The organism is Pseudomonas sp. MYb185, from assembly GCF_002979975.1.
Classification (GTDB): Bacteria; Pseudomonadota; Gammaproteobacteria; order Pseudomonadales; family Pseudomonadaceae; genus Halopseudomonas.
This window is the reverse complement of record NZ_PCQD01000020.1, coordinates 17,200-39,946: the sequence shown is the minus strand read 5'-3', so window position 1 is coordinate 39,946 and position 22,747 is coordinate 17,200. Positions and strand designations below refer to the sequence as shown.

Genomic DNA, 22,747 nt, shown 5'->3' with positions numbered 1-22,747 from the left:
TGCTATGGGTGCCGCTGCGGGTCTGTCGGCGTAGCGCAGGGGCGCTACACCCCGTGATACCAGCGCAGTTGTGGCATCAATGCTCGAGGGCGCGCTTTTCGGGTTGTCGCGCCCCTGCGCGACGACATGCTATGGGTGCCGCTGCGGGTCTGTCGGCGTAGCGCAGGGGCGCTACACCCCGTGATACCAGCGCAGTTGTGGCATTAATGCTCGAGGGCGCGCTTTTCGGGTTGTCGCGCCCCTGCGCGACGACATGCTGCGGGTGCCGCTGCGGGCCTGTCGGCGTAGCGCAGGGCGCTACGCCCCGGTTAGTAGTGATACCAGCGCAGCTGCAGCATTACTTCATTCTGCGGTGCGCCCCAGTGGCTGAATTCGCGCTGGGCGGTCAGCCGCAGGCCGAGGTTTCGGCCCAGCTCCAGTTGCTGGGTCAGCCCCAGGCGGCGACGTACCTCGCCATTATGGAAATAGTCCGCCTGGGCCTCCAGCAGCAGATTGCCGGCGCGATTGCGCCACAACAGGCCGCTGTCAAAACCGGCTGCCGGACTCAGGGTGGCGGCGAAGTCCCGATGGTGCTCGACGCGCAGGGTGGCCAGAGCGTAACCCAGTACTTGCTCGCTGAGCTGCCAGGTAAAGCCGGCGCCGCCATTCAGGTGGCCCACCAGCCGCCGTTTGCCATCCTTGCCTGCGACCCGCTCCAGGCCGGTTTCCACCTGCCAGGACCAGGGCTTGAGCAACTGGTTGCGTGGCGTCAGCGAGCGGATGCTGACCAGCCCCAGTTCCTCCAGTTGCCAGTGATTGCCTTCATACTGCCGCACGCGCAGCTTGCCCAGCTCGATCTGCGCACCCAGCGGGAAGCCTGCCAGGTTGTCGTTCAGGTCATGGTAGGCCATGCGCAGGCCGTACTCGGCAAAGGCGCGGTGATCCTGGCTGCCGAGCGCCAACTGCCAGGTACGTGATTCATGCCCGTCTTCGGGCAGCGTCGGCGTGGCGATTTCCAGCCGTGGTGGTGGGTTCTGGTTGATCGCCTGCAACATGCGGAAGCTGCGTGCGGCATTGTCGGCATCGCGCTCCTGGCCGGCGGCCTGGTAGCGCAGCAGGCGGTAGGCGGTTTCCTGGATCAGCGCCTGACGCTCAGCGGGCAGGGTCTGGAACGCGGCATCCTCGAGCAGTCCGGTATCGGCAGCCAGTGCCTGGGCCCAGCTGACTTCCGCGGGCTGCAGTGGCGCGGCGCGGGCCAGCAGTTCCTTTTCCCGGGAGGGCCGGTAGTTGATGTCCTGCACCAGGCCGGCATCCTTCACCGCCCGCACGGTGTCGGCGGGGATGGCGGTCAGCGGAAACTGCTCGATCAACCGCAGGCCGGGGCGGGCGATTTCCAGCAGTTCGAGCAGGCGGTACGAGCAGTTTTCATCGAAGAAGAAGTAGTCGAAGCGGATCTGTCGCAGTTCCCAGACATGTTCGATCATGCGCCCGGTTTCCTCGGGCGTCAGGTCGAGCTGGTACTCCCACAGGTCGCGGTTTTCCAGACTGCTGTACTCGCTGATCTTCTCGCGGTAGGGCAGCAGCGCGAACTGCCCGGGATACCCGCCGGCCAGCCCCTTCCAGGCATACAGGATGCTGTTGTCCATGCCTTCGATCATGGCGCCGAAGTTCAATGCATAGCTGAGCAGCGCGGTGCCGCTGCCTTCGGTGGCGGCCGAGTCGATGCGCAGCAGCGTGTGTCCGAACATGGACGAGGGGCTGTTCAGGTAGGCATCGGGAAACACCAGCACCGTGGTATGCGGATCGATATCGGCATACCAGGTATCGAATTCCGCGCATTCCACCACCGGTAGATCATCCAGCACCAGCTGCTGCCGCAACCAGCGGGTGCGCGATGGGAAGCGGCACTGCGGATGCGCGTCGGCCAACTCCGGGTCGGCATGCAGGCCCTCAATCGTGGCCGCCAGCTCCGCCAATGGCGAGCGTTCGCCATCGTCCGCCAGGAAGAAGTCGGCATCATCGACGTAGCTGCGCCAGCCGCCGAATGTCTGCCGCTCGTAATGCCCGAGCGAAATCCAGTAGGGGGCGTCGGCCAATCTCTGCAGCGTGGCTGCATCAGGTTGCGGGGCCGCCTGTACGGCAATGCCGAGCAGGCTCAGCAGCAGGGGGAGCAAACGTATGGACATGCGGGGCCGGAGTGGAAAAGCGGAGGTGTCAGCCGACACCGGGGAGTGCCCGTGGCCAGCGTGTGCACGCTGGCCCGGAACGGTAGTGCGGAGATCAGGCCTGATCGGCGTACTTGGCCAGAACCGCGTCCTGCTTCATCACCGCCAGAGTGGCAGCGTGAACCTGCTCGGCGGTGACATCGGCGGAGCTGAAGATGTCATTGAAGTGCTGGCTGGTCACGGCGGCGAAATGTGCGCGATCTTCGGCCGGCACACCCAGTACCACGGCATAGGTGGTCAGGGCTTCGCCTTCGCCGCGGGCCATGTCTTCGGACAGCTCGTTCATGATGCTGCTCAGTACGATCATCGACTTGCCATGGTAGGCCAGTGCGCCACTGGTATCGCAACCGTTGGTACCCGAGGTCATGCCGAAGGTGGCATTGCCGGAAGTACCGTTGGTGATGGAGGCAACCAGGTGGGACGGCAGGCCGCGCTGGCCTTCGAACAGCATGTTGCCCCAGCCGCAACCAGGACCGCCCGGTGCGGTGGCGAAAGCGTTGAGGGAAGCGGCGGCAAGCAGGGAACCGAGCAGGATCCGTTTCATGGGAGTTTTTCCATTCGTGTATGAAGAAGCCACGGAATCTATCAACCCGCTTCGCTTATTGCAATTGCGTTACGGTCCAGGCGTGAACTCGGTCAAGATCAGGGCGCCGTAAGTAGTCCGGAAACGCTCTTCATTCAGTGTCTGCGCAACAGGCTGATCAGCGCCTGCTGGCGCAGCATCTGGGCGCTGACCGATTCCGCTGCGTGCAACGTCTGCTGCAATTGCAGACTGGTATCACTGGCCAGGGTATGGATGGCGTGTATCTGCTGACTGATGTCGGCGGCTGCCTGGTTCTGCTGGTCGCTGGCGGCAGCGATCTGCCGGTTGAGCTGGTCACTGCGACCGATACTCAGGGCAATGCCGTCCAGCGCCTCGGCACTGGCGTTGATATGGTCCACGCTCTGGCGGGACTGCTGCACGCCCTGCTCGATGGCCTGGACCACCTTGCCGGTGCCCTGCTGCAGTGCGCTGATCAGTTGCTGAATCTCATCGGTGGACGCCTGGGTACGCTGGGCCAGGGAGCGCACCTCATCGGCCACCACGGCAAAGCCCCGGCCATTGTCTCCAGCCCGGGCGGCTTCTATGGCGGCGTTCAAGGCTAGCAGATTGGTCTGCTCGGCGATCGAATGGATCACGTCGAGTATCCGGCCGATCGCCTGACTGTCATGGTTGAGATGGGCGACGGTCCGGGCCGATTGCTGCAGCTCGCCGGCCAGGACCTGGATGCTTTGCTGCGCGGCCTGGGTGCGTTGCAAACCAAGGTCGCCATATTCCCGGTTGCTGCTGCCCAGTTCGGCAGCGGTGTGGGTATTGGCCGCCACCTCGCGGATGGTGGCGGTGAATTCTTCGACGGCCGCAGCAATGGCCTGCAGTGCCGATTGCTGCCCCAGGGAAGCGGTACTGCTGAGGTCGAGCAGGTCGCTGACCTGGGCGACATGACCGGCAACCTGCTGGCTGCTGTCATGGATCCGCGCCACCATGACCTCCAGCCTGACCGTCAGCAGGCGCATGGCCAGTTCGATCTGGCCGACTGCATCGGTGCGGCCGGTATAGATCAGTTGCTTGATCGGGTGACTGACCAGACTGCGGCAGTGGTTGACCAGACGGGCCAGCGCCCGGCCATGCCAGCACAGCGCGCACCCGCTCAGCACAATACCGAGCAGGAACAGCAGGCCGGCGGTCAGCGGGGCTTGCCGGAAGGCCAGCACAGCCAGGGGCAGGAAGGCCAGGCTGGCCAGCAGGGTCTGCAGCATGGGGGCTGACAACCGGGGCCAGCGCAGTTCGCTCGGTTGCCGGCCCTGGCTGCGTATCCGATATACCCGCTGGGTGCGGCGAATGATCTCGGGGTCCGGATCGCGGTAGATGGCCTGGTATTCCAGTACCTGACCATCCGCTGCCTGGATCGGACTGATATAGGCATCGACCCAGAAGTCGCTGCCATCGGCTCGCCGGTTCTTCAGCATACCCATCCAGGACTCCCCGCGACCCAGGGTTTCCCACAGGTCGGCGATCGGCCCCTTGGGCATGTCCGGGTGGCGCAGGATGGCAATGGGTTGTCCCAGTAACTGTTCCGGCGGATGACCTGCCGCGTTGCAGAACGCCTCGCTGGCATGCACCACCAGCCCCTCGTTATCGGTCAGCACCAGCCACTGATTGCTGTGCGTTGCCGGTACGGATTCGAAATGTGTCATCGTCGGTCCCTCGAGCCAGTAAAAAAAGAGCCCGCATGCGCGGGCCCAAGAGCAGCACAATGGTTCAGTTGCCGGTGGCGCGCATGTGCTGCACGCTGAACATCTCCGGCGTACTCAGGCTGGGGTCCACCTGGCCCTTGAACTGACCGGTGGTGCAGTGCTTGGCCTGGATGTCGATCATGCTGAAGCTGTCATCGATCGATACGCCGCTGCCCTTGTTCATGGGCAGGTGGTGGTCGGGGTGCGCCTGGCCGATGGTGAAGGTCTTCCACATGTTGCCCTGCCGGTCATAGGCGACCGTGCGCGGAATGGTGAAGGTCTGCGCGTCCATGTAGTGCACCCGCTTGGACAGCGGATGGCTGCCTTCCACCGGGGCGGCTTCCACTTCATAGACCTTGCGCAATTGCCAGGTGATGTCCGGGAAGCAACCGCCCTGGCCGCTGAAGGCCACCACCTGGTAGCCATCGCTGTCCTGGTGGGTCTCGCTGTCCAGCACCAGGTCGTTGTGGTTGTAGAAGGGCATCAGCATGTAGCGGGTGGCCTTGTAGCTCCAGTTCATGTCGGAGATACGGCCGTTGTAGCCCTCGAAGTCCTCGATCATCAGGTCCGAGCCGAGGAAGGCATCGGTTACCTGGCCGGTGGCCAGGCGCCGCACCCGGCGCTGGAAGCCGAGGTACAGCCAGGAGTTGTCGAGCTTGGTATCGTCCATCGAGCGGTGGATCAGCAGTTGGGTGTTGCGCACGTCATGCGGCTCGATCGCCCGTACGTAGGTGCCGCGGAACAACTCGGACGGGTTCGGGGTGATCGCCGGTTTCGGTTCCTGGTTGACCCGACCGGTGAAGTTGAGGAAGTGGAAGTTGAACTTGAGTGTCCGTTCGACACGCCCCGAGTCCATGTTGCGGTACTTCCAGTAGAAGGGCAGGATCGCCGCGCCATCGCCCCAGTTGTAACCGTACTTGAAGTTCCAGGCCAGCTTCTCACCGGCACGTGGGTCATTGGCGTCGGGTTCTTCCGGGAAGGGGCGCCCGGCCTCCCAGCCCTCGATATAGCCGGGGCGGATGCCAAGCTCGACCTTGCCCAGCCCGTTGCGGGTGGCTTCCACGTAGTTCGGGTGCAGGTCGAAGGAGGTGGTCTCGCCCACTGTCAGCTCGACCCAGCCCTGCTCGATGAAGCTGTAGAAGGACGGGTCGATGATGTCCTTGAACTGGGCCACGTTGCCTTGATTGATGGTCATGCCGGCGCTCAGTCCATCATGGCTGGGCACATCGTTGCGGTAGGGATGGAAGGCGTTGTCGATCACCTCGTCGGCAAGCACCGCGCCGGACAGCAGTGAGCAGGCCAGCCCCAGGGTCAGCCGTTGGCTGATGGTCATGCGATTGTTGTTATTCATGTCGTTTCCTTGTGATCAGAAGCTGTAGCGAAGGGTCAGTTGCAGTTCGTCTTCCTTCTGCGCCATGCCGATCGGGCCGGCGCGGAAGCGACCCAGCGGTTCATAGCCGGTCAGGCCCAGGCTGTAGCCTTCCGGATGGCCGGCATCGCCAGCGGTGAAGGGGTCCCAGGGGTTGCAGGTACGGCAGTCGTCGAACTTGCGTGCGCCGGTGCCGACCTTGATGTTGGCGCCGCCGATCAGGCGCAACTTGTCACTGACCAGCCATTCCACGCTCGGTGCGATGGCGGTGGCCCGGGCGCGGAAGTCGTGGGCGGTGATGATCTGCGGGCTCAGACGGTCATTTCTCCACCAGCCCTTGACCAGCAGGGTGCCGATCCAGTTGGCTTTCCAGTCGGGCATGCCGACCGTGCCCAGCGCCCGGCGCTCGGTCTGATGCTCGTGGATATGCTGGCCGAAGATCTGCCCGGAGAACATGAAGGCACGGCGACTGTTGAGGAAGGGGATGAAGATGTTCTTGTCGGCCCCGACCACATAGCGGGTCACGTCGGACTCGGAATACAGCCGGCTCTGCATGGTGTTGGCGAACTCCTCACCGGAGGTATGCGCCACTTCCACGCGGAATACCGTGTCGATGGCCTGCGAGTAGTAGTCCAGCGAGCCGCCGAGCAGATTGACCCGGGGGAAGTGGATATCGAAGGCGATCAGGCTCGGCCAGATGGCGGTTTCACCAGTGAAGCCATTCTGCGCCGGGATCCCGCCGCGCAGCGAAGGTAGCTGGGAACGGTAGGTCAGGGCGTTCAGCGAGAAGCCGAAATCGCCGTAGACCCCCTCCAGCTTGATACCGAACTGGCCATTGGACAGGCTCCAGCCCGGCATGTGCGCCTTGCGGATGCCGATCTGGCCCGGCCCGAAGTCGGTGGCAAGGGCACCGCCTGCGAAGTTGGCGACGGTACCGCCGTGCTCCCACAGGGTGTTCATGCCGCGGAAGAAGCAGCCGGCATCGAGCATGACGTTGGGCGTGCCGCACTGGCCGATATCGTGCGGGCGGAAGCGGTCGAAGTTCCAGACGAAGGACAGGTTCAGGTCATCGAAGACATTCCCCGCGCCCATGCGGTAGTCGGTTTTCAGAATCCACATGGGGATGCGGATGTCTTCCAGCTCGTCATAGATATTGTTGCGCGAGAAATCCACCGGGTTGATCACATCCAGCACCCGGAACAGGTCGGTACGCCCCCAGATCACCTGCTGCTTGCCCAGGCGGGTGCTGAGGATATGGCCGTTGTCCAGGCCATAGTCGAAGTCGACGTAGAGCTCGCGGATGAAGTCCAGGCGATCATTGAACTCGGAAAAGCGCAGGTCGTTGCTGTCCTTGTCCATATAACCGTTGATACAGCCCCGGCCATCCTTGTCGCAGGGGCGCACCGGCACACCGAAGGCCACGCCGCCGGAGGTGGCATGCAGATGCTCGCCGAGCACCACCATGCCGCGGTTCGGATGGTTGGCGGGGTCGAAGGTATAGGGCAACTGCAGCCCGCCGCCGTGGGGTACGCTGTTTCCACCAGCGATGTTTTCCAGATTGATGGAGCCGCCGGCACGGCGGCCGAATTCACTGCTGTTCAGGTCATAGACCCCGTCATAACTGCCCCGCAGCACGCCCTTCCAGGAGACATTGCGAAAGGCCCCGACTTCGCCGAACTGGCGTTCGGCATTCAACTGCAGGGTATTGCGGAATTTCGACAGTCCCACGTGGTCGCGCACATAGGTGGCGTTTTCATAGAAGCCGGTCAGCTTGACCTCGTCAGCGACACTGCTGGCCAGCGGTGCCAGCGCGAGACTGGCACCTCCGGCGAGGGCCAGCCCCCAGTGTCTCAGCCCTCTTATTGTTGTTTTTTGCATTGGCAGATCCTCTTGCACGGTAGGGAAGGTACGCGCAGCGTCGTGGCGCTAGGGCGTACCAGTGATCACTCCGGCGCCCTGATCGGGTATCCGGAGCGAAGAATCAGCAGCGTGGCCGGCAGGCATGGTGACCTTCGATGTGGTGCCGGCCGCGGTAATGAAGCGCGGGCGCGCCACCAGTACCCAGGACGGCACCAGCAGCATGGCGGCAACGGCATTGATCACGATCATCACGCACAGCAGCAGCGCGGCATCGGACTGGAAGCGCAGGTCGGAGAGAATCACCCACATGATGACCCCGGCCATCAGGGTCAATGCGGTGAAACTGATGGCCATGCCGGTGGTGGTAATGGCCCGGCGCACCGCCTCCACCAGGTCCGCACACTTGGCCATCTCCTCCCGTATCCTGGCCATCATGTAGATCGAGTAGTCGATGCCGATACCGATGCCCACGGCGATCACCGGCACCGTATTGATATCGATATTGAGGCCGGCCAGCCCCATGTAGGCATAGGTGAGGACGGTGGCGAACAGCATGACCATCATCATCAGCAGCCCCGCATGCAGCGAGGTGTAGAACAGCATGACGAAGGCGAAGATCAGCAGGAACACCAGCGGCAGTACTATCAGGTTGGTCTCGAAGGCCGACTCGTTCATCGCTGCGGCAACGCCCAGGGTGCCGCCGGCCAGGCGGATGGTCAGCCCCTCGACCCGCCCGTCGTTGGCGGCAATCCACTGCTCGGCCAGGTGGATGGCGCGGCGGATGGTCTCGCCCTGGCGATCCTTGTAGTAGAACACCAGGTTGGCGATACGGTCGTCGGTATCGTTGAACTCGTTGAGCGCGCCGGGAATCGGGCTGGAGGCCATGTAGGTGAACATCAGCCCGCCTACGTAATCGGCGTCATGGGGAATCTGGAACCAGCGCGGGTCGTCATTGTGCATCAGCCGGTTGACCTGCTTGATCAGGTCCGGCAGACCCTTGCTGCCGCCCACGGCCGGGTCGCCGAGCATATGCGCCTGCAGGTCCTGCAGCGCGCGCAGGACTTCTGGCTGCTTCAGCCCGCCCTTGTCCGCATGTTCTGCGACGATGTACAGCTCTTCGGAACCGGGGAAGCGGTCATTCACTTCCTTGGACGAGACGTTGTAGTCATGGTGCGGGTAGAGAATCGGCGAGCCGGGCTCGGAATCGCCGATGCGCACCTTGCTGGCAGCGAACAACCCGGTTACCACCAGCAGCAGGGCGATGCCCAGCGATGCCCAGGCCATGCCGGGGCGGCTGATGGCCATGGCGCAGCCTACCGAGACCCGGCGCAGCAGGGTCTGGCGGGCCTGGGTCTTGCGTGGCGCGGGCAGGATCGACAGCAGCAGGGGTACGCCGATCAGCACGGTGAGAATCACCGTCGAGGCCCACAGCGAAGCGTAGATGCCCAGTTTGGTATTCAGCGCGATCGAGCCGACCGCGATCAGCGACAGCGCCACGGCGTCGGTCAGCACGCCCAGCGAGCCGGGGCGGAACAGGCTGCGGAAGGTCGCCCGGGCGGCATCGGCGCTGTTCTCGAACTCGTGCACTTCAGCGTAGTAGCGCTCGACCAGCTGCACGCCATGGCTCATGGCGCGGGCCGCGATCAGAAAGGGAATGACCAGCCCCAGCGGGTCCAGGTTGAAGCCCAGCAGGCTGATGATACCCAGCCCCCAGATGGTCGAGATCAGCACCCCACCCATGGGGATCAGCACGCCATAGGCACGGCGGAAGTTGAACACCAGCAGCGCCACCATGATCAGCACGGTGAAGATGAAGATCTGCAGGATCTGGTCCATATAGGTATAGGCCCAGCCCACCAGCACCGGCTGACCGGTGGCGTACAGGGTCACGCCTGCGCGTGTCTCGGCCTCGCGCAGGGCCTGCAGCTGGGCGAAGGTGGCCTCGTAATCGAGCTGGCCTTCGATCAGCTGCGCCTTGACCAGCGCCATCTTGAAGTCGGAGGACACCAGCGGGCCGTAGATGCGCGGGTTGGCCGCCACGTCGGCGCGCATGGCCTGCAGCTGCTCATCGCTGTAGGGCGTGTCCTGGGCCTCGAAGTAGGGCACCGAGTTGATGCTGCCGACCTCGGTCAGCCAGATCTTGCGCGAGTTGCGGTGGGTCACGCTGGAGACCAGGTTGTGGTTGACTCCCGGCAGACTGTCGACCGCCTGGGTGACCCGATCAATGGTTGCCAGGTTGGCGTTGCTGAAGATATCCCCATCCTCGAAGGCGATACCGACCACCAGTACGTTGGCGCCGCCGAAACTGTCCTTGATGCTGTTGTGCAGCTCGATATAGGGATGCTTCTGCGGCAGCAGGTTGGCGAAGTCGGTATACACCTTGAGCGCTGGAATCCGCAGGGCGAACATCAGGGTCAGCAGGAGGATGGCGACCAGTACCTTGCGCGGGTTGGCGAACAACCAGGCTTCGAGCTGCTGCATGGCATGGGTGAAACGCTGTGAACCGGACATGTCAGGCACCTCAGTCAATACTGGCCGCCAGGGCCTTTGGGAGTTCGAGATTGAGCAGCGTGCCGCGACCGCCGGCGACCAGCAGGTGGTGGTCCGGCAGCAGGCGCCCGGCGCGCAGGTACAGTGGCTGCTCGGGTGTCGGCAGCGGTTGCCAGCGCTGGCCATCGAGGTGCAGCACCGTGGTGTTCTCGCCGACTGCATAAAGGCCGTGCGGACCGCTGATGAAGCCGAAGATCGGCGCCTCGGTGCCGGTCGGCTGGCGCTGCCAGCTGTCGCCGCCATCGCGGGTATGCCAGATGAACCCGTTCAGGCCACCGACCCAGCCCTGCTGCAGGGAGGTGAAATGACTGGCGTGTGGATAGAACTCATCCGGCAGGGCGCCGGCAGCGTCCCAGCTCTGTCCGCCATCCTGGCTGGTGAATACCAGGCCGTATTCACCGGCGACCACCGCCTGATGCGGGTCGATGAACTGCAGGGTGGTGAGAAAGGCATCTTCATCCAGGCTGGTTTCATTCCAGCTCTGGCCCTGGTCCGCACTGTGCTGCAGGGTGCTGAAGCTACCGGCGGCCCACCAGCTGCCATCTGGCGCACAGGCGGCGGTCATCATCTGTTCGCTGCTGGGCAGGGGGTGCGCTTGCCAGTCCTGGGCGCTGGCATCGGCATGCCACAGGCGGTTGTCGAAGCCCAGGGCAATGAAACTGCCATCTGGGCAGACATCCACATCGATCAGACCCATGTCGGTGGGTAGTTGCTGGCGCCGCCAGCTGTCGCCATTGTCGGTGCTGTGCAGCACCAGACCATGGTTGCCCACCAGCAGGGTCAACTGGCTGTTGCTGGCCATGGCCTGGTAGAAGTCGGTGCGCTGGGTGGTCTGGCCGGACTGCAGCTCGACGGCGCGCAGGTCCAGCGGCGCTTCGCAACCGGACAACCAGGGCAGGGAGAGCAGTGCGAGCAGCGGCATGCCGGCACGCAGCGGAAATACAGAGCGCGAGGAGCGCAGGGAAGCATCGAGCATGTTACGTCACCACTGTCTTGTTTTTGTGTGTATTGCGGCTGACATGCCTGGAGCAAGGGGCGTGCCAGAGCCCGCCGAATGCTGGCAAATTCCCATATGCATTTGATTGGAAAGCGGTTTTTATCGAGGGTAAGGCGGGGGGAGCGGGTCGGCAGTGAATTGCGCGCAATTGATATTGATCAATTGATCAACCCCTGAAGCTGGGTTGCTCTTTTCATCAATCGGCGGCGGGGGAGAGCGCTGCGGGGTGGTGGCGATGGCGGAGGAAGGGAGTGATGCTCCCCGCCATGGCGTGCGCTCTGGTGATAGTCACTCGTCTGCGGCGATGCCGCTTTTCTTCAGCCGGTAGGCCAGCGCCGGGCGGGTCAGGCCGAGCAGGCGGGCGGCCTGGGAAACATTCTGCCCGGCCATTTCCATGGCACGGCGCATCAGCTGTTCCTCCACATGATCGAGGCTGATGGCCTGATCGAGAATGTGGGAGACCCAGTCATCTCCCGCCACCTGGGCGGGCTGGTTCTGCACCAGCAGACCGTCACGGTCGAGGCGCTCTCCGACCTGGGTATTCTCGGCGCAGGAGAACATGGTGAACAGCGATTCCTGGCTGATCGATTCATTACTGTCGGTAAGGATCACGCCGCGTTCAATGACATTCTCGAGTTCGCGAATATTGCCGGGCCAGACGTAGTGCATGCACATCTCCAGCGCCTTGTCGGACAGGCCCAGGGTGCGTTTGCTGTACTCGCCATGGAATTTCTGCAGAAAATGTTCGACCAGCAGCGGCAGGTCCTCGATGCGTTCGCGCAACGGGGGAATGCTCACCGGAAATACATTCAGCCGGTAATACAGGTCGGCCCGGAACCTGCCTGTCATCACGGCATACGCCAGGCTTTCATTGGTGGCGGCAATCACCCGCACATCGACCTTGCGGGTATGGCTGTCACCGACCCGCTCCAGCTCCCCCTCCTGGAGTACCCGCAGCAGGGTAGCCTGGGCCCGTGGAGTCAGCTCGATGACCTCATCCAGGAAAATGGTGCCGCCATTGGCACGTTCGAAGCGCCCGGTGCGGGTCTGGTTGGCGCCCGTATAGGCTCCCTTTTCGACACCGAACAGTTCGGCCTCGATCAGGTCCGGCGGGATGGCCGCGCAGTTGATCGCGACAAACGGCTTGTTCGCGCGCTCGCTGCGCAGGTGCACGCTGCGGGCAATGACTTCCTTGCCGACGCCGGTCTCGCCCAGCAGCAGCACCGAGACCTTGCCCTTGGCCGCCTTGTCGATCATCTTGCAGGTGTTCTTGTAGGCGGCCGACTGGCCAATTCCGTAATACTGGCCCTGCTGCTTCTCCAGGCTGGTACGCAGCGAGTTCAACTGCGACTGCAGGTCATACAGCTCCTCGATGATCGGGTCGCTGCGAAAATACTGCTTGAAGGTCTCGGCGTCTTCCCACTCTTCGGCCGGCTTGCCCAGGATCAGGCACTTGTCATCGCCGCAACCCCTGCAGCTGACCTCGCGGAAGATGATCTCACGGCCCATGAACGCCGAGGTATAGGCGCAGGCATAGCCAATCAGCACCCAGCAGACCGGCTCGTCCATCATGCCCAGCTCGGTCTGACAGATCTCCACCTCGAACGAATCGATCCACTCCAGCTCGCCATGGAAATGCCCGGACTCCTGGTCCAGGTCGATGCGGATCGGCTGTACCTTGACCATCCCCTTGAGTGAGTGCAACTGCGGCCCGGCGAGGAATATATCGAGTTCACTGCACTGTGGCCGCAGCCGGCGTGCCAGCTCGGCATCCTTGATGCCGGATTGGTAGCCCATGCGCATGAAGAAGCCCTTGGCCCGCTCGATACCCAGGCTGTTGACCAGTTCGCGGCGAAAGTTGGCCATGGCCGATACCTGCATCAGCAGCATGCGCTGCTCGCCGAACCAGATCTTGCCATCGGCGCCGTGAAAGCGGATTTGATCGGCCAGATCCTGGAAGTCGGCGTACTGCAGCGGTTGCTTGTAGCTGATCATCATCATCGTTTTTTCGCCCCGGTCAGGTTTTGTTGTTGTAGGGGATGGCGGGCTCATTGTCTTGCCATGAGACATCGGGTGTCGGATCACAGAGGCATTATGGTCTACCTGAACGGGAGCCAAATTTCAACCGGAGGGTATCGACTGGCCGCTGCCGGACCCTGGCTGAGCATTTGCGCACTTCGCCCGACCGGTTTGATCAATTCATCAAAACCTCCCCGCTGCGGGTGGACCGCAGCGCGCCTGCCAGGACCTCCCAGCTTCCCTGGTTTCTATTGATTTTTTCATGTGTATCAAATGGTTACGCGGGGTCCTGCGCGGTCTGGGAGGGTGTGTGGCACAGCCATTGCAATGAGCTTGGCATACAACAATGAGCACACGGGAATCACCATGAGCCAACCACATCAAACCTTCGATCAGATGACCCGCTGGATTCGGGTGCGCAGCGAGCCGGACGCGCGTTTCGTCGAATTCGACTTCGCCATTGGTCATCCCGACCTGTTCGTCGAGCTGGTACTGCCGCAGGCAGCCTTCGTTCAATTCTGCAAACACAACCGTGTCGTCCACATGGATGAGGCCATGGCACGTCAGGTCGACGAGGACATGGTCAAGTGGCGTTTCGGCGAAGCCGGCAGTCGCTTGCCGCCCTCCGCCTGACCCCGCACAACACAACAACAATAGAGTACGGTCAAGATGAGCATAGAAATCAAAACCAACTCGGTGGAGCCGATCCGCCAGACCTTCAGCCATATTCGCAGACGCTTTGGCGACAAGCCGGCCAGCCGTTACCAGGAGGCCAGCTTCGATCTCGAGGCGACCACCAACTTCCACTATCGACCGTTGTGGCAGCCGGACAAGCTGCTCAATGACCCAGCGCGTACCTGTTTGCACATGGATGACTGGTATGCCGTGGTCGACCCGCGCCAGTTCTACTACGGCACCTATGTGCAGACCCGTGCCCGGATGCAGGAAACCACCGAGCACGAATATAGCTTCTGCGAGAAGCGCGGACTGCTGGCAAGCCTGAGCGAGCGCCAGCGCGAGACCATTCTGCAGGTGCTGGTACCGCTGCGCCATGCCGAGCTGGGCGCCAACATGAACAACAGTGGTATCGCTGCCGACGCCTTCGGCACCACGGTTACCCAGTTGCACATCTTCCATGCCATGGACCGCCTGGGCATCGCCCAGTACCTGTCACGTATCGGGTTGCTGCTCGATGGTGGCACTGGCGAGTCGCTGGATGCAGCCAGGCAGCTATGGCAGGACGCTCCCGAATGGCAGGGCCTGCGCCGTCTGGTGGAGGACAGCCTGGTGATCAAGGACTGGTTCGAGCTGACGCTGGTGCAGAACCTGATCAGCGATGGCCTGCTGTACCCGCTGATCTATCAGAAGTTCGACGAAACCCTGAGTGCCGAGGGGGCTGGCGCGGTCGGCATGCTCACCGAATTCATGCGTAGCTGGTTCGCTGAAACCTCCCGCTGGGTGGATGCCCTGGTCAAGACCGTCGCTGCCGAGCGTGCCGAGAATCGTGCGCAGATCGAGACCTGGGTCGAGCATTGGCAGGGGCGGGTCATTGAGGCATTGGCGCCGCTGGCGCAGATCAGTGCCGGCCAGGACGCGCTGGCCGAGGTTCAGGAGCAGTTCGCCGCACGGCTGAAGAAACTCGGCCTGTTCAACCAGTAAAAGGAAGCAGACATGTCACTCGTTTATATCGCCCTGCAGGACAACGACAACGCCCGCTACCTGGTGGATGCCATCGTCGAAGACAACCCCCACGCGGTCGTGCAGCGCCAGCCGGCGATGGTACGCATCGAGGCCGAAGGCCGCCTGGAAATCCGTCGCGACACCATGGAGCAGAAGCTCGGCCGCGAATGGGATGTGCAGGAAATGATGCTGGATGTAATCACCATCGGCGGCAACGTCGACGAGGACGACGAGCGTTTCGTCCTCGAGTGGAAGAACTGATCGGAGAACATGCCATGACAATCAAGAAGAAGAAACTCGGTCTCAAGGACAGATATCACTACCTGACCCGCAACCTGGACTGGGAGCCCAGCTACCAGAAGAAGGAGGACATCTATCCCTACGAGCATTTCGAGGGCATCAAGATCACCGACTGGGACAAGTGGGAGGATCCGTTCCGCCTGACCATGGACACCTACTGGAAGTACCAGGCCGAGAAAGAGAAGAAACTCTATGCGGTACTGGATGCCTTCGCCCAGAACAATGGTCAGCAGAGTATTTCCGACGCCCGTTATGTCAACGCCCTGAAGCTCTTCCTCGGCGGCATCAGCCCCTGCGAATACCAGGCGTTCCAGGGTTTTGCCCGGGTTGGCCGGCACTTCAGCGGAGCGGGTGCGCGGGTCGCCTGCCAGATGCAGGCGATCGACGAGCTACGCCACGTGCAGACTCAGGTGCATGCCATGAGTCACTACAACAAGCACTTCAATGGGCTGCACGACTTCTCGCACATGCATGACCGGGTGTGGTTCCTGTCGGTACCCAAGTCGTTCTTCGACGATGCGCGTTCGGCCGGTCCCTTCGAGTTTCTCACCGCGATCTCGTTCTCCTTCGAGTACGTGCTGACCAACCTGCTGTTCGTACCCTTCATGTCCGGCGCCGCCTACAACGGCGACATGGCCACGGTGACCTTCGGTTTCTCGGCGCAGTCCGACGAGGCACGGCACATGACCCTGGGGCTGGAGGTGATCAAGTTCCTGCTGGAGCAGCATGAGGACAACGTACCGATCATCCAGCAGTGGATCGACAAGTGGTTCTGGCGTGGCAACCGGCTGCTGTCTCTGGTCGGGATGATGATGGACTACATGCTGCCGAACAAGGTGATGTCCTGGGCCGAGGCCTGGGAAGTCTACTTCGAGCAGGCCGGCGGTGCGCTGTTCAAGGATCTGGAGCGCTATGGCATCCGACCGCCGAAATATGTCGAGCAGTGCGCCGAGGCCAAACAGCATGTATCGCACCAGACCTGGGCGACTTTCTACCAGTACAGCCAGGCCACCAACTTCCATACCTGGATGCCGTCGGACGAGGAGATGGACTGGCTGTCGGAGAAGTATCCCGAGACCTTCGACAAATACTACCGTGCCCGTTTCACCTTCTGGCGCGAGCAGCAGGAAAAGGGCGAGCGTTTCTACAACGGCACCCTGCCGCAGTTGTGTCAGGTCTGTCAGATTCCGGTGATCTTCACCGAGCCTGGCGATCCCACCACCCTGAGTCACCGCAGCCATGTGCATGAGGGGGAACGCTACCACTTCTGTTCCGATGGCTGTTGCGACATCTTCCGCAACGAGCCGCAGAAGTATGTGCAGGCCTGGCTGCCGGTACACCAGATCTACCAGGGCAACTGCGAAGGCAGCGACGTGGAAAGCGTGGTGCGCGACTACTACCGGATCAATATCGGCGAGGACAATTTCGAGTATCTGGGGTCGCCGGACCATCGCCGCTGGCAGGCCTGGCAGAAAGCCAGACCGGCCACCGAACAGCCATCCCGTGCGGTCTGATCAAGCCAGCCAGAGCCTGATTCCAAGAACAAGAGGATAAACCCATGACCATCAAATCCATAGGCGCCTACCAGTTCGCACCGCTGGATCGGCAGGAAAACTTCAATGGCAACCAGCTGCTGTATATCGGCTGGGACCGCCATCTGATGTATTGCTCGCCTTTCGCGCTGCTGGTATCGCCGACCCTGACCTTTGCCGAGCTGATCGATCAGATACTGCGCCCGGCTATCGCCGCCCATCCGGATAGCGCCGCGGCCGACCTGCGCAATGCCGTCTGGTATCTGAATGGCCAGCCATTCCAGCCCGACTTCGACGCTGACCTGCAGGCCAATGGCCTGCGGCACAAGGACATGCTGCGTCTGGACACCCCCGGCCTCGATGGCCTTGCCGGCTCCTGCAGCTGAGGATATCGCCATGAGCTACACCGTCACCATTGAACCGACCGGCGAGCAGATCGACGTCGAAGACGGCCAGACCATTCTGCAGGCTGCGCTGCGCCAGGGCGTGTGGTTGCCATTCGCCTGCGGCCACGGGACCTGCGCCACCTGCAAGGTGCAGGTGGTCGAGGGCGAAGTGGATATCGGCGAGGCCTCGCCCTTTGCCCTGATGGACGTCGAGCGCGAGGAAGGCAAGGTGCTGGCCTGCTGCGCCACGGTCCACAGCGACGCCACCATCGAGGCGGATATCGATGTGGATGAGGACTTCGCAGGGCATGCGGTCGAAGACTACCAGGCTACCGTCACGGCGCTGGTCGATCTGTCGCCGACCATCAAGGGCGTGCACCTGAAACTCGACCGGCCGATGACCTTCCAGTCCGGACAGTACGTCAACCTGGAGCTGCCGGGCATCGAGGGTAGTCGGGCGTTCTCGCTGGCCAATCCGCCGAGCCGGCCGGACGAGGTGGAGTTGCATGTGCGCTGGGTCGAAGGCGGCGCGGCTACCACCTGGGTACATCAACAGCTCAAGGTTGGTGACCGGCTGCACATCTCCGGTCCCTACGGAATGTTCTTCGTGCGAACGTCGCAGCCGGGGGATCTGATCTTCATCGCCGGTGGTTCGGGCCTGTCCAGCCCCCAGTCGATGATCCTGGATCTGCTGGAGCAGGGGGATGCCCGACAGATCACCCTGTTCCAGGGTGCGCGCAACCGCGCCGAGTTGTACAACAGCGACCTGTTCGAACGCCTGGCGACCGAGCACGCCAACTTCACCTATGTACCGGCGCTCAGTCAGGCGGCGGAAGATACCCAGTGGAGTGGCTTTCGTGGCTTCGTGCACGACGCGGCGAAGCAGCACTTCGACGGTCGCTTCACTGGCCACAAGGCGTACCTGTGCGGGCCGCCACCGATGATCGATGCCGCCATCACCACCCTGATGCAAGGCCGGCTGTTCGAGCGCGACATTTTCATGGAGCGCTTCTACACCGCTGCCGACGGCGCCGGTGAGGTCCAGCGCTCGGCCTTGTTCAAGCGCATCTGAAACCTGCGCGGGCACACCAGCGCCTGCGCCGGTTCGATAGCACGGGCCCGGTGATCCCCCGCAGACTGGGACAACCGATGATGAACAGCAGTCGAGAACAACAATGAAGACTGACACATTCGAGATTACCGAGTTGGCCACCGGCCGACGGTTCCGCTGCCAGCCCCGGCAGTCACTGCTCAAGGCCATGGAGCAGACCGGCAAGTGCGCCATTCCCGTCGGCTGCCGTGGCGGCGGCTGCGGCCTGTGCAAGGTGCAGATATGCAGTGGCGCGTTCGAGTGTGGGCCGATGAGCAAGAAGCATGTGAACGGCGAGGCGCGTTGCCGGGGTCAGGTATTGGCCTGCCGGGTGTATCCGCTGAGTGATCTGACGTTCGAATACCGGCCATCTGATGTGCCGGTCATGACCCAGCAGCAAATTCAATAATAAATTCAATGAGGTGAGTGTCATGAAAAAAGGTGTAATGCGTCCCGGGCATGTCCAGATTCGCGTGCTGGACATGGACAAGGCAGTGGAACACTACTGTGGTCTGGTTGGCCTGATCGAAACCGATCGCGATGAGCAGGGGCGGGTCTATCTCAAGGCCTGGACCGAAGTCGACAAGTTCTCCGTGGTGCTGCGCCAGGCCGATGAGCCGGGCATGGACTTCATGGGCTTCAAGGTGGTCGACGAGCAAACCCTGCAGGGTCTGGAGCAGGAGCTGCGTGAGTGGGGCTGCCTGGTCGAGAATATTCCCGCCGGCGAACTGAACGGCTGTGGTCGTCGCGTCAGCTTCCAGCTGCCCAGCGGGCATACCTTCGAGCTGTATGCGGAGAAGGAGTACACCGGCAAGTGGGGCATCCAGGAGATCAATCCGGAAGCCTGGCCGCGCGGCCTGCGTGGCATGCGTGCGGTACGCTTCGACCATTGCCTGCTGTATGGCGACGAGTTGCCGGCCACCTACGACCTGCTGGTCAACGTGCTGGGCTTCTATCTGGCCGAGCAGGTCATCGACGAGAACGGCGAGCGGGTCGCGCAGTTCATGACCCTGACCAACAAGGCCCACGATGTGGCCTTCATCTTCAGCCCGCAGAAGAACCAGTTCCACCACGCGTCCTTCTTCCTGGACACCTGGGAGGACGTGCTGCGTGCCGCCGACCTGATCTCCATGACCGACACCTCCATCGATATCGGTCCGACCCGCCATGGGCTGACCCATGGCAAGACCATCTACTTCTTCGACCCGTCGGGCAATCGCAATGAAGTGTTTGCCGGTGGTGACTACATCTATCCCGACCACAAGCCGGTGACCTGGACGGCGAACGAACTGGGCAAGGCGATCTTCTATCACGACCGCCAGCTCAATGAGCGCTTCCTCACCGTATTGACCTGAACAATCGAGAGCCGTGCAGCTATGAAAGAAATCAAGCATTACATCAATGGCGAATACGTTGGCTCCGCCAGTGGCCGGATGTTCGACAACGTCAACCCGGTCAACGGCCAGCTCATCGCCCAGGTCCACGAGGCAGGTCGCGAGGAAGTGGATGCTGCCGTCAGGGCTGCCCGCGCGGCACTGAAAGGCCCCTGGGGCAGGATGACCATCGATGAGCGGGCGGCGATCCTGCACAGGGTAGCTGACGGTATCAACGCCCGCTTCGATGAGTTCCTGGAAGCCGAGTGCCAGGACACCGGCAAGCCGAAGGCCATGGCCAGTCATGTGGATATCCCCCGCGGCGCCGCCAACTTCAAGGTGTTCGCCGACCTGATCAAGAACGTCTCCACCGAGGCCTTCGAGATGGCCACCCCGGATGGTACGGGCGCGATCAACTACGCGGTACGCCGGCCCAAGGGGGTGATCGCGGTGGTCAGCCCATGGAACCTGCCGCTGCTGCTGATGACCTGGAAGGTCGGCCCGGCACTGGCCTGTGGCAACACCGTGGTGGTCAAGCCCTCGGAAGAAACGCCCACCACCACTGCCTTGCTGGGGCAGGTGATGAAGGATGCCGGTGTGCCGGATGGCGTCTACAACGTGGTGCATGGTTTCGGTGGCGATTCGGCCGGTGCCTTCCTCACCGAGCACCCGGACGTGGATGGGGTGACCTTCACCGGTGAAACACGCACCGGCGAGATCATCATGCGCGCCGCGGCCAAGGGCGTACGTCAGGTGTCGCTGGAGCTGGGCGGCAAGAACGCCAGTGTGGTGTTCGCCGACTGCGACCTGGACAAGGCCATCGAGGGCACCATGCGTTCGGCCTTCCTCAACTGCGGCCAGGTCTGCCTGGGTACCGAGCGGGTGTACGTGCAGCGGCCGATCTTCGACGAGTTCGTCGCCCGCCTCAAGGCCGGGGCGGAGAGTCTCAAGGTCGGTGAGCCGAACGATGCCAGCGCCAACATGGGGCCGCTGGTCAGTCACAAGCACCGCGACAAGGTGCTGTCCTATTACCGCAAGGCGGTCGAGGATGGCGCCACCGTGGTCACCGGTGGCGGTGTACCGCAGATGCCCGGTGAGCTGGCCAACGGCGCTTTCGTCCAGCCGACCATCTGGACCGGTCTGGCGGATGACTCGGCGGTGGTGACCGAGGAGATCTTCGGGCCCTGCTGCCATATCCGTCCGTTCGATACGGAGGAGGAAGTCGTCGAACTGGCCAACAGCCTGCCCTATGGCCTGTCCGCCACCCTGTGGACCGAGAACGTGTCCCGGGCCCACCGCGTCAGCGGTCAGCTGGAAGCCGGCATCGTCTGGGTCAACAGCTGGTTCCTGCGCGATCTGCGCACCGCCTTCGGTGGCAGCAAGCAATCGGGTATCGGTCGCGAGGGCGGTGTGCATTCGCTGGAGTTCTACAGCGAGATGAAAAACGTCTGTATCAAGTTGTGAGTCCTGTCATGAACGCAGAACCGAACAGTCCCGAAATCGGCCTCAGCATCCAGGCCAACGGCTACGCCACCAATTACCACGACCAGGGCGAGGGTTTCCCGGTCATGCTGATTCACGGCTCGGGGCCGGGTGTCACCGCCTGGGCCAACTGGCGGCTGGCGATACCGGCGTTGGCGAAAAGCCGTCGGGTGATAGCACCGGACATGCTGGGTTTTGGCTACAGCGCCCGTCCGGAGCTACCCGATTACCATCGTCAGTTGTGGGTCGATCACGCCATCGGCCTGCTCGACGCCCTGGCGATCGAGCAGGCCGACCTGGTGGGTAACTCGTTCGGCGGCGCGTTGGCCCTGGCGCTGGCGATTCAGCATCCGCAGCGGGTCCGCCGGCTGGTGCTGATGGGCAGTGTCGGCGTCAGCTTTCCGCTGACCGCCGGCCTGGATGCGGTCTGGGGCTACCAGCCCTCGTTCGACAACATGCGTCGGCTGATGGATGTGTTTGCCCATGACCGGGCACTGGTCACCGACGAGCTGGCCGAGCTGCGCTACCAGGCCAGCATTCGCCCGGGCTTCCAGGAGTCCTTTACGGCGATGTTCCCGGCGCCGCGGCAGCGCTGGGTGGATGGCCTGGCCAGCGATCCAGCGGATATCCGCCGGTTACCGCATGAGACGTTGATCATTCATGGTCGCGAGGATCAGGTCATTCCGCTGCAGGCGTCACTGGACCTGGCCAACCTCATTCAGCGGGCGCAACTGCATGTGTTCGGCGAGTGCGGTCACTGGACCCAGATCGAGCATGCCTCCCGCTTCAACAAGCTGGTCGACAACTTCCTGAATGAGGCCGATGTGGCCTCCGGAGCACAATAATGGATCAATCCCTAATCAATGAACTGGGCGATGAGCTGTATCGAGCCCTGACCTCGGCCAGCATGATCGACCCGCTGACCAGCCGCTTTGCCGATATGGGCATCGAGGATGCCTATCAGGTGCAACAGCGTCTGATCGCCCGTCGCATCGAGAACGGTGAGCGGGTAATCGGCAAGAAGATCGGCGTCACCAGCCAGGCGGTGATGAACATGCTCAAGGTCGACCAGCCCGACTTCGGCATGCTCACCGACCGTATGGTTCTCAACCAGGGCGAGTGCATCGACATATCCACCCTGATCCAGCCCAAGGCCGAGGGCGAGATTGCCTTCGTGCTGAAGGAAGATCTGGCCGGCCCCGGGGTGACCGTGGCCGATGTGTTACGCGCCACCAAGGGCGTGATGGCCTGCTTCGAGATCGTCGACTCGCGCATCCGTGACTGGCAGATCAAGATCCAGGACACCGTGGCGGACAACGCCTCCTGTGGCGTATTCGTGCTCGGCGACCAGCTGATCGACCCGCGGCAGTTGGATCTGGTGACCTGCGGCATGCTGCTGGAGAAGAACGGCGCGGTGGTCGGCACCGGTGCCGGCGGCGCGACCATGGGCTCGCCGGTCAATGCGGTGGCCTGGTTGGCCAACACCCTGGGCAGCCTGGGCATGAGCCTCAAGGCCGGAGAGGTGATCCTGTCCGGTGCGCTGTCGGGCATGGTGCCGGTGGCTGCCGGTGACAACCTGAGCGTGACCATTGGCGGCATCGGCAGTTGCAGTGTGCGCTTTGCCTGATCCT

At 62.6% G+C, this 22,747-nt stretch carries 19 protein-coding genes and 1 pseudogene; 11 read left to right on the top strand and 9 right to left on the bottom strand.

Annotated features, from left to right (window positions below):
* Positions 1 to 308 precede the first annotated feature (308 nt).
* From CQ007_RS18240 to CQ007_RS18205, 9 genes and pseudogenes are all read right to left on the bottom strand, one after another.
* Positions 309 to 2,165, bottom strand: a complete 1,857-nt coding sequence (locus CQ007_RS18240; RefSeq protein WP_105647268.1) for a DUF4105 domain-containing protein — start codon at positions 2,163 to 2,165, stop codon at positions 309 to 311.
* 94 nt (positions 2,166 to 2,259) lie between these two features.
* A complete protein-coding gene (locus CQ007_RS18235; RefSeq protein WP_105647267.1) occupies positions 2,260 to 2,748 on the bottom strand; it encodes a DUF3015 domain-containing protein in 489 nt (162 codons plus the stop codon).
* A gap of 134 nt (positions 2,749 to 2,882) precedes the next feature.
* Positions 2,883 to 4,001 carry a methyl-accepting chemotaxis protein gene (locus CQ007_RS18230; protein WP_371919845.1) on the bottom strand — a complete coding sequence of 373 codons (1,119 nt, stop codon included), beginning with the start codon at positions 3,999 to 4,001 and terminating at the stop codon, positions 2,883 to 2,885.
* Positions 4,002 to 4,112: 111 nt separating this feature from the next.
* Positions 4,113 to 4,439: pseudogene (locus CQ007_RS19450) on the bottom strand (PAS domain-containing protein); the annotation flags it as partial.
* A 64-nt stretch (positions 4,440 to 4,503) separates the two neighbouring features.
* Complete coding sequence (locus CQ007_RS18225; RefSeq protein ID WP_218278917.1) at positions 4,504 to 5,829, bottom strand: DUF1329 domain-containing protein; 1,326 nt, start codon at positions 5,827 to 5,829, stop codon at positions 4,504 to 4,506.
* A gap of 15 nt (positions 5,830 to 5,844) precedes the next feature.
* Positions 5,845 to 7,725 carry a DUF1302 family protein gene (locus CQ007_RS18220; RefSeq protein ID WP_105647265.1) on the bottom strand — a complete coding sequence of 627 codons (1,881 nt, stop codon included), beginning with the start codon at positions 7,723 to 7,725 and terminating at the stop codon, positions 5,845 to 5,847.
* 48 nt (positions 7,726 to 7,773) lie between these two features.
* Positions 7,774 to 10,218 (bottom strand): RND family transporter, encoded by a 2,445-nt coding sequence (locus tag CQ007_RS18215; RefSeq protein WP_105647264.1) that lies wholly within the window; start codon positions 10,216 to 10,218, stop codon positions 7,774 to 7,776.
* Between the two features lie 10 nt (positions 10,219 to 10,228).
* A complete protein-coding gene (locus CQ007_RS18210; RefSeq protein WP_105647263.1) occupies positions 10,229 to 11,233 on the bottom strand; it encodes a YCF48-related protein in 1,005 nt (334 codons plus the stop codon).
* Positions 11,234 to 11,542: 309 nt separating this feature from the next.
* Positions 11,543 to 13,252: a sigma-54-dependent Fis family transcriptional regulator gene (locus CQ007_RS18205; protein ID WP_105647270.1), complete on the bottom strand. Its 1,710-nt coding sequence runs from the start codon at positions 13,250 to 13,252 to the stop codon at positions 11,543 to 11,545.
* 387 nt (positions 13,253 to 13,639) lie between these two features.
* Here CQ007_RS18205 and CQ007_RS18200 point away from each other — a divergent pair, with 387 nt between their 5' ends.
* From CQ007_RS18200 to dmpE, 11 genes are all read left to right on the top strand, one after another.
* Positions 13,640 to 13,906, top strand: coding sequence for a phenol hydroxylase subunit (locus CQ007_RS18200; protein ID WP_105647262.1), 267 nt, complete (start codon positions 13,640 to 13,642; stop codon positions 13,904 to 13,906).
* 36 nt (positions 13,907 to 13,942) lie between these two features.
* Complete coding sequence (locus CQ007_RS18195; RefSeq protein WP_105647261.1) at positions 13,943 to 14,932, top strand: aromatic/alkene monooxygenase hydroxylase subunit beta; 990 nt, start codon at positions 13,943 to 13,945, stop codon at positions 14,930 to 14,932.
* A 12-nt stretch (positions 14,933 to 14,944) separates the two neighbouring features.
* A complete protein-coding gene (locus tag CQ007_RS18190) occupies positions 14,945 to 15,214 on the top strand; it encodes an MmoB/DmpM family protein (protein ID WP_105647260.1) in 270 nt (89 codons plus the stop codon).
* Between the two features lie 14 nt (positions 15,215 to 15,228).
* The gene (locus CQ007_RS18185; protein WP_105647269.1) at positions 15,229 to 16,767 is read left to right on the top strand and encodes an aromatic/alkene/methane monooxygenase hydroxylase/oxygenase subunit alpha; all 1,539 of its coding nucleotides are present in this window, start codon (positions 15,229 to 15,231) and stop codon (positions 16,765 to 16,767) included.
* A 44-nt stretch (positions 16,768 to 16,811) separates the two neighbouring features.
* A complete protein-coding gene (locus tag CQ007_RS18180) occupies positions 16,812 to 17,171 on the top strand; it encodes a phenol hydroxylase subunit P4 (protein ID WP_105647259.1) in 360 nt (119 codons plus the stop codon).
* Between the two features lie 10 nt (positions 17,172 to 17,181).
* Positions 17,182 to 18,243, top strand: a complete 1,062-nt coding sequence (locus tag CQ007_RS18175) for an NADH:ubiquinone reductase (Na(+)-transporting) subunit F (protein WP_105647258.1) — start codon at positions 17,182 to 17,184, stop codon at positions 18,241 to 18,243.
* Positions 18,244 to 18,346: 103 nt separating this feature from the next.
* Positions 18,347 to 18,670 (top strand): 2Fe-2S iron-sulfur cluster-binding protein, encoded by a 324-nt coding sequence (locus tag CQ007_RS18170; RefSeq protein WP_105647257.1) that lies wholly within the window; start codon positions 18,347 to 18,349, stop codon positions 18,668 to 18,670.
* Between the two features lie 22 nt (positions 18,671 to 18,692).
* Complete coding sequence (locus CQ007_RS18165; protein WP_105647256.1) at positions 18,693 to 19,616, top strand: catechol 2,3-dioxygenase; 924 nt, start codon at positions 18,693 to 18,695, stop codon at positions 19,614 to 19,616.
* A 21-nt stretch (positions 19,617 to 19,637) separates the two neighbouring features.
* Entirely contained in the window at positions 19,638 to 21,098 is a 1,461-nt protein-coding gene (locus CQ007_RS18160) for a 2-hydroxymuconic semialdehyde dehydrogenase (RefSeq protein WP_105647255.1), read from the top strand.
* A gap of 8 nt (positions 21,099 to 21,106) precedes the next feature.
* Complete coding sequence (locus CQ007_RS18155; protein WP_105647254.1) at positions 21,107 to 21,961, top strand: alpha/beta fold hydrolase; 855 nt, start codon at positions 21,107 to 21,109, stop codon at positions 21,959 to 21,961.
* Positions 21,961 to 22,743: a 2-oxopent-4-enoate hydratase gene (dmpE, locus tag CQ007_RS18150; RefSeq protein ID WP_105647253.1), complete on the top strand. Its 783-nt coding sequence runs from the start codon at positions 21,961 to 21,963 to the stop codon at positions 22,741 to 22,743. Before CQ007_RS18155 ends, dmpE begins: the two co-directional genes overlap by 1 nt.
* Positions 22,744 to 22,747: the final 4 nt, after the last annotated feature.

Bases quoted from the DNA above. Each gene is read 5' to 3' on its own strand.
- CQ007_RS18240 (WP_105647268.1), bottom strand. From the start codon at position 2,165: ATGTCCATACGTTTGCTCCCCCTGCTGCTGAGCCTGCTCGGCATTGCC.
- CQ007_RS18235 (WP_105647267.1), bottom strand. From the start codon at position 2,748: ATGAAACGGATCCTGCTCGGTTCCCTGCTTGCCGCCGCTTCCCTCAAC.
- CQ007_RS18230 (WP_371919845.1), bottom strand. From the start codon at position 4,001: ATGCTGCAGACCCTGCTGGCCAGCCTGGCCTTCCTGCCCCTGGCTGTG.
- CQ007_RS18225 (WP_218278917.1), bottom strand. From the start codon at position 5,829: ATGAATAACAACAATCGCATGACCATCAGCCAACGGCTGACCCTGGGG.
- CQ007_RS18220 (WP_105647265.1), bottom strand. From the start codon at position 7,725: ATGCAAAAAACAACAATAAGAGGGCTGAGACACTGGGGGCTGGCCCTC.
- CQ007_RS18215 (WP_105647264.1), bottom strand. From the start codon at position 10,218: ATGTCCGGTTCACAGCGTTTCACCCATGCCATGCAGCAGCTCGAAGCC.
- CQ007_RS18210 (WP_105647263.1), bottom strand. From the start codon at position 11,233: ATGCTCGATGCTTCCCTGCGCTCCTCGCGCTCTGTATTTCCGCTGCGT.
- CQ007_RS18205 (WP_105647270.1), bottom strand. From the start codon at position 13,252: ATGATGATCAGCTACAAGCAACCGCTGCAGTACGCCGACTTCCAGGAT.
- CQ007_RS18200 (WP_105647262.1), top strand. From the start codon at position 13,640: ATGAGCCAACCACATCAAACCTTCGATCAGATGACCCGCTGGATTCGG.
- CQ007_RS18195 (WP_105647261.1), top strand. From the start codon at position 13,943: ATGAGCATAGAAATCAAAACCAACTCGGTGGAGCCGATCCGCCAGACC.
- CQ007_RS18190 (WP_105647260.1), top strand. From the start codon at position 14,945: ATGTCACTCGTTTATATCGCCCTGCAGGACAACGACAACGCCCGCTAC.
- CQ007_RS18185 (WP_105647269.1), top strand. From the start codon at position 15,229: ATGACAATCAAGAAGAAGAAACTCGGTCTCAAGGACAGATATCACTAC.
- CQ007_RS18180 (WP_105647259.1), top strand. From the start codon at position 16,812: ATGACCATCAAATCCATAGGCGCCTACCAGTTCGCACCGCTGGATCGG.
- CQ007_RS18175 (WP_105647258.1), top strand. From the start codon at position 17,182: ATGAGCTACACCGTCACCATTGAACCGACCGGCGAGCAGATCGACGTC.
- CQ007_RS18170 (WP_105647257.1), top strand. From the start codon at position 18,347: ATGAAGACTGACACATTCGAGATTACCGAGTTGGCCACCGGCCGACGG.
- CQ007_RS18165 (WP_105647256.1), top strand. From the start codon at position 18,693: ATGAAAAAAGGTGTAATGCGTCCCGGGCATGTCCAGATTCGCGTGCTG.
- CQ007_RS18160 (WP_105647255.1), top strand. From the start codon at position 19,638: ATGAAAGAAATCAAGCATTACATCAATGGCGAATACGTTGGCTCCGCC.
- CQ007_RS18155 (WP_105647254.1), top strand. From the start codon at position 21,107: ATGAACGCAGAACCGAACAGTCCCGAAATCGGCCTCAGCATCCAGGCC.
- dmpE (WP_105647253.1), top strand. From the start codon at position 21,961: ATGGATCAATCCCTAATCAATGAACTGGGCGATGAGCTGTATCGAGCC.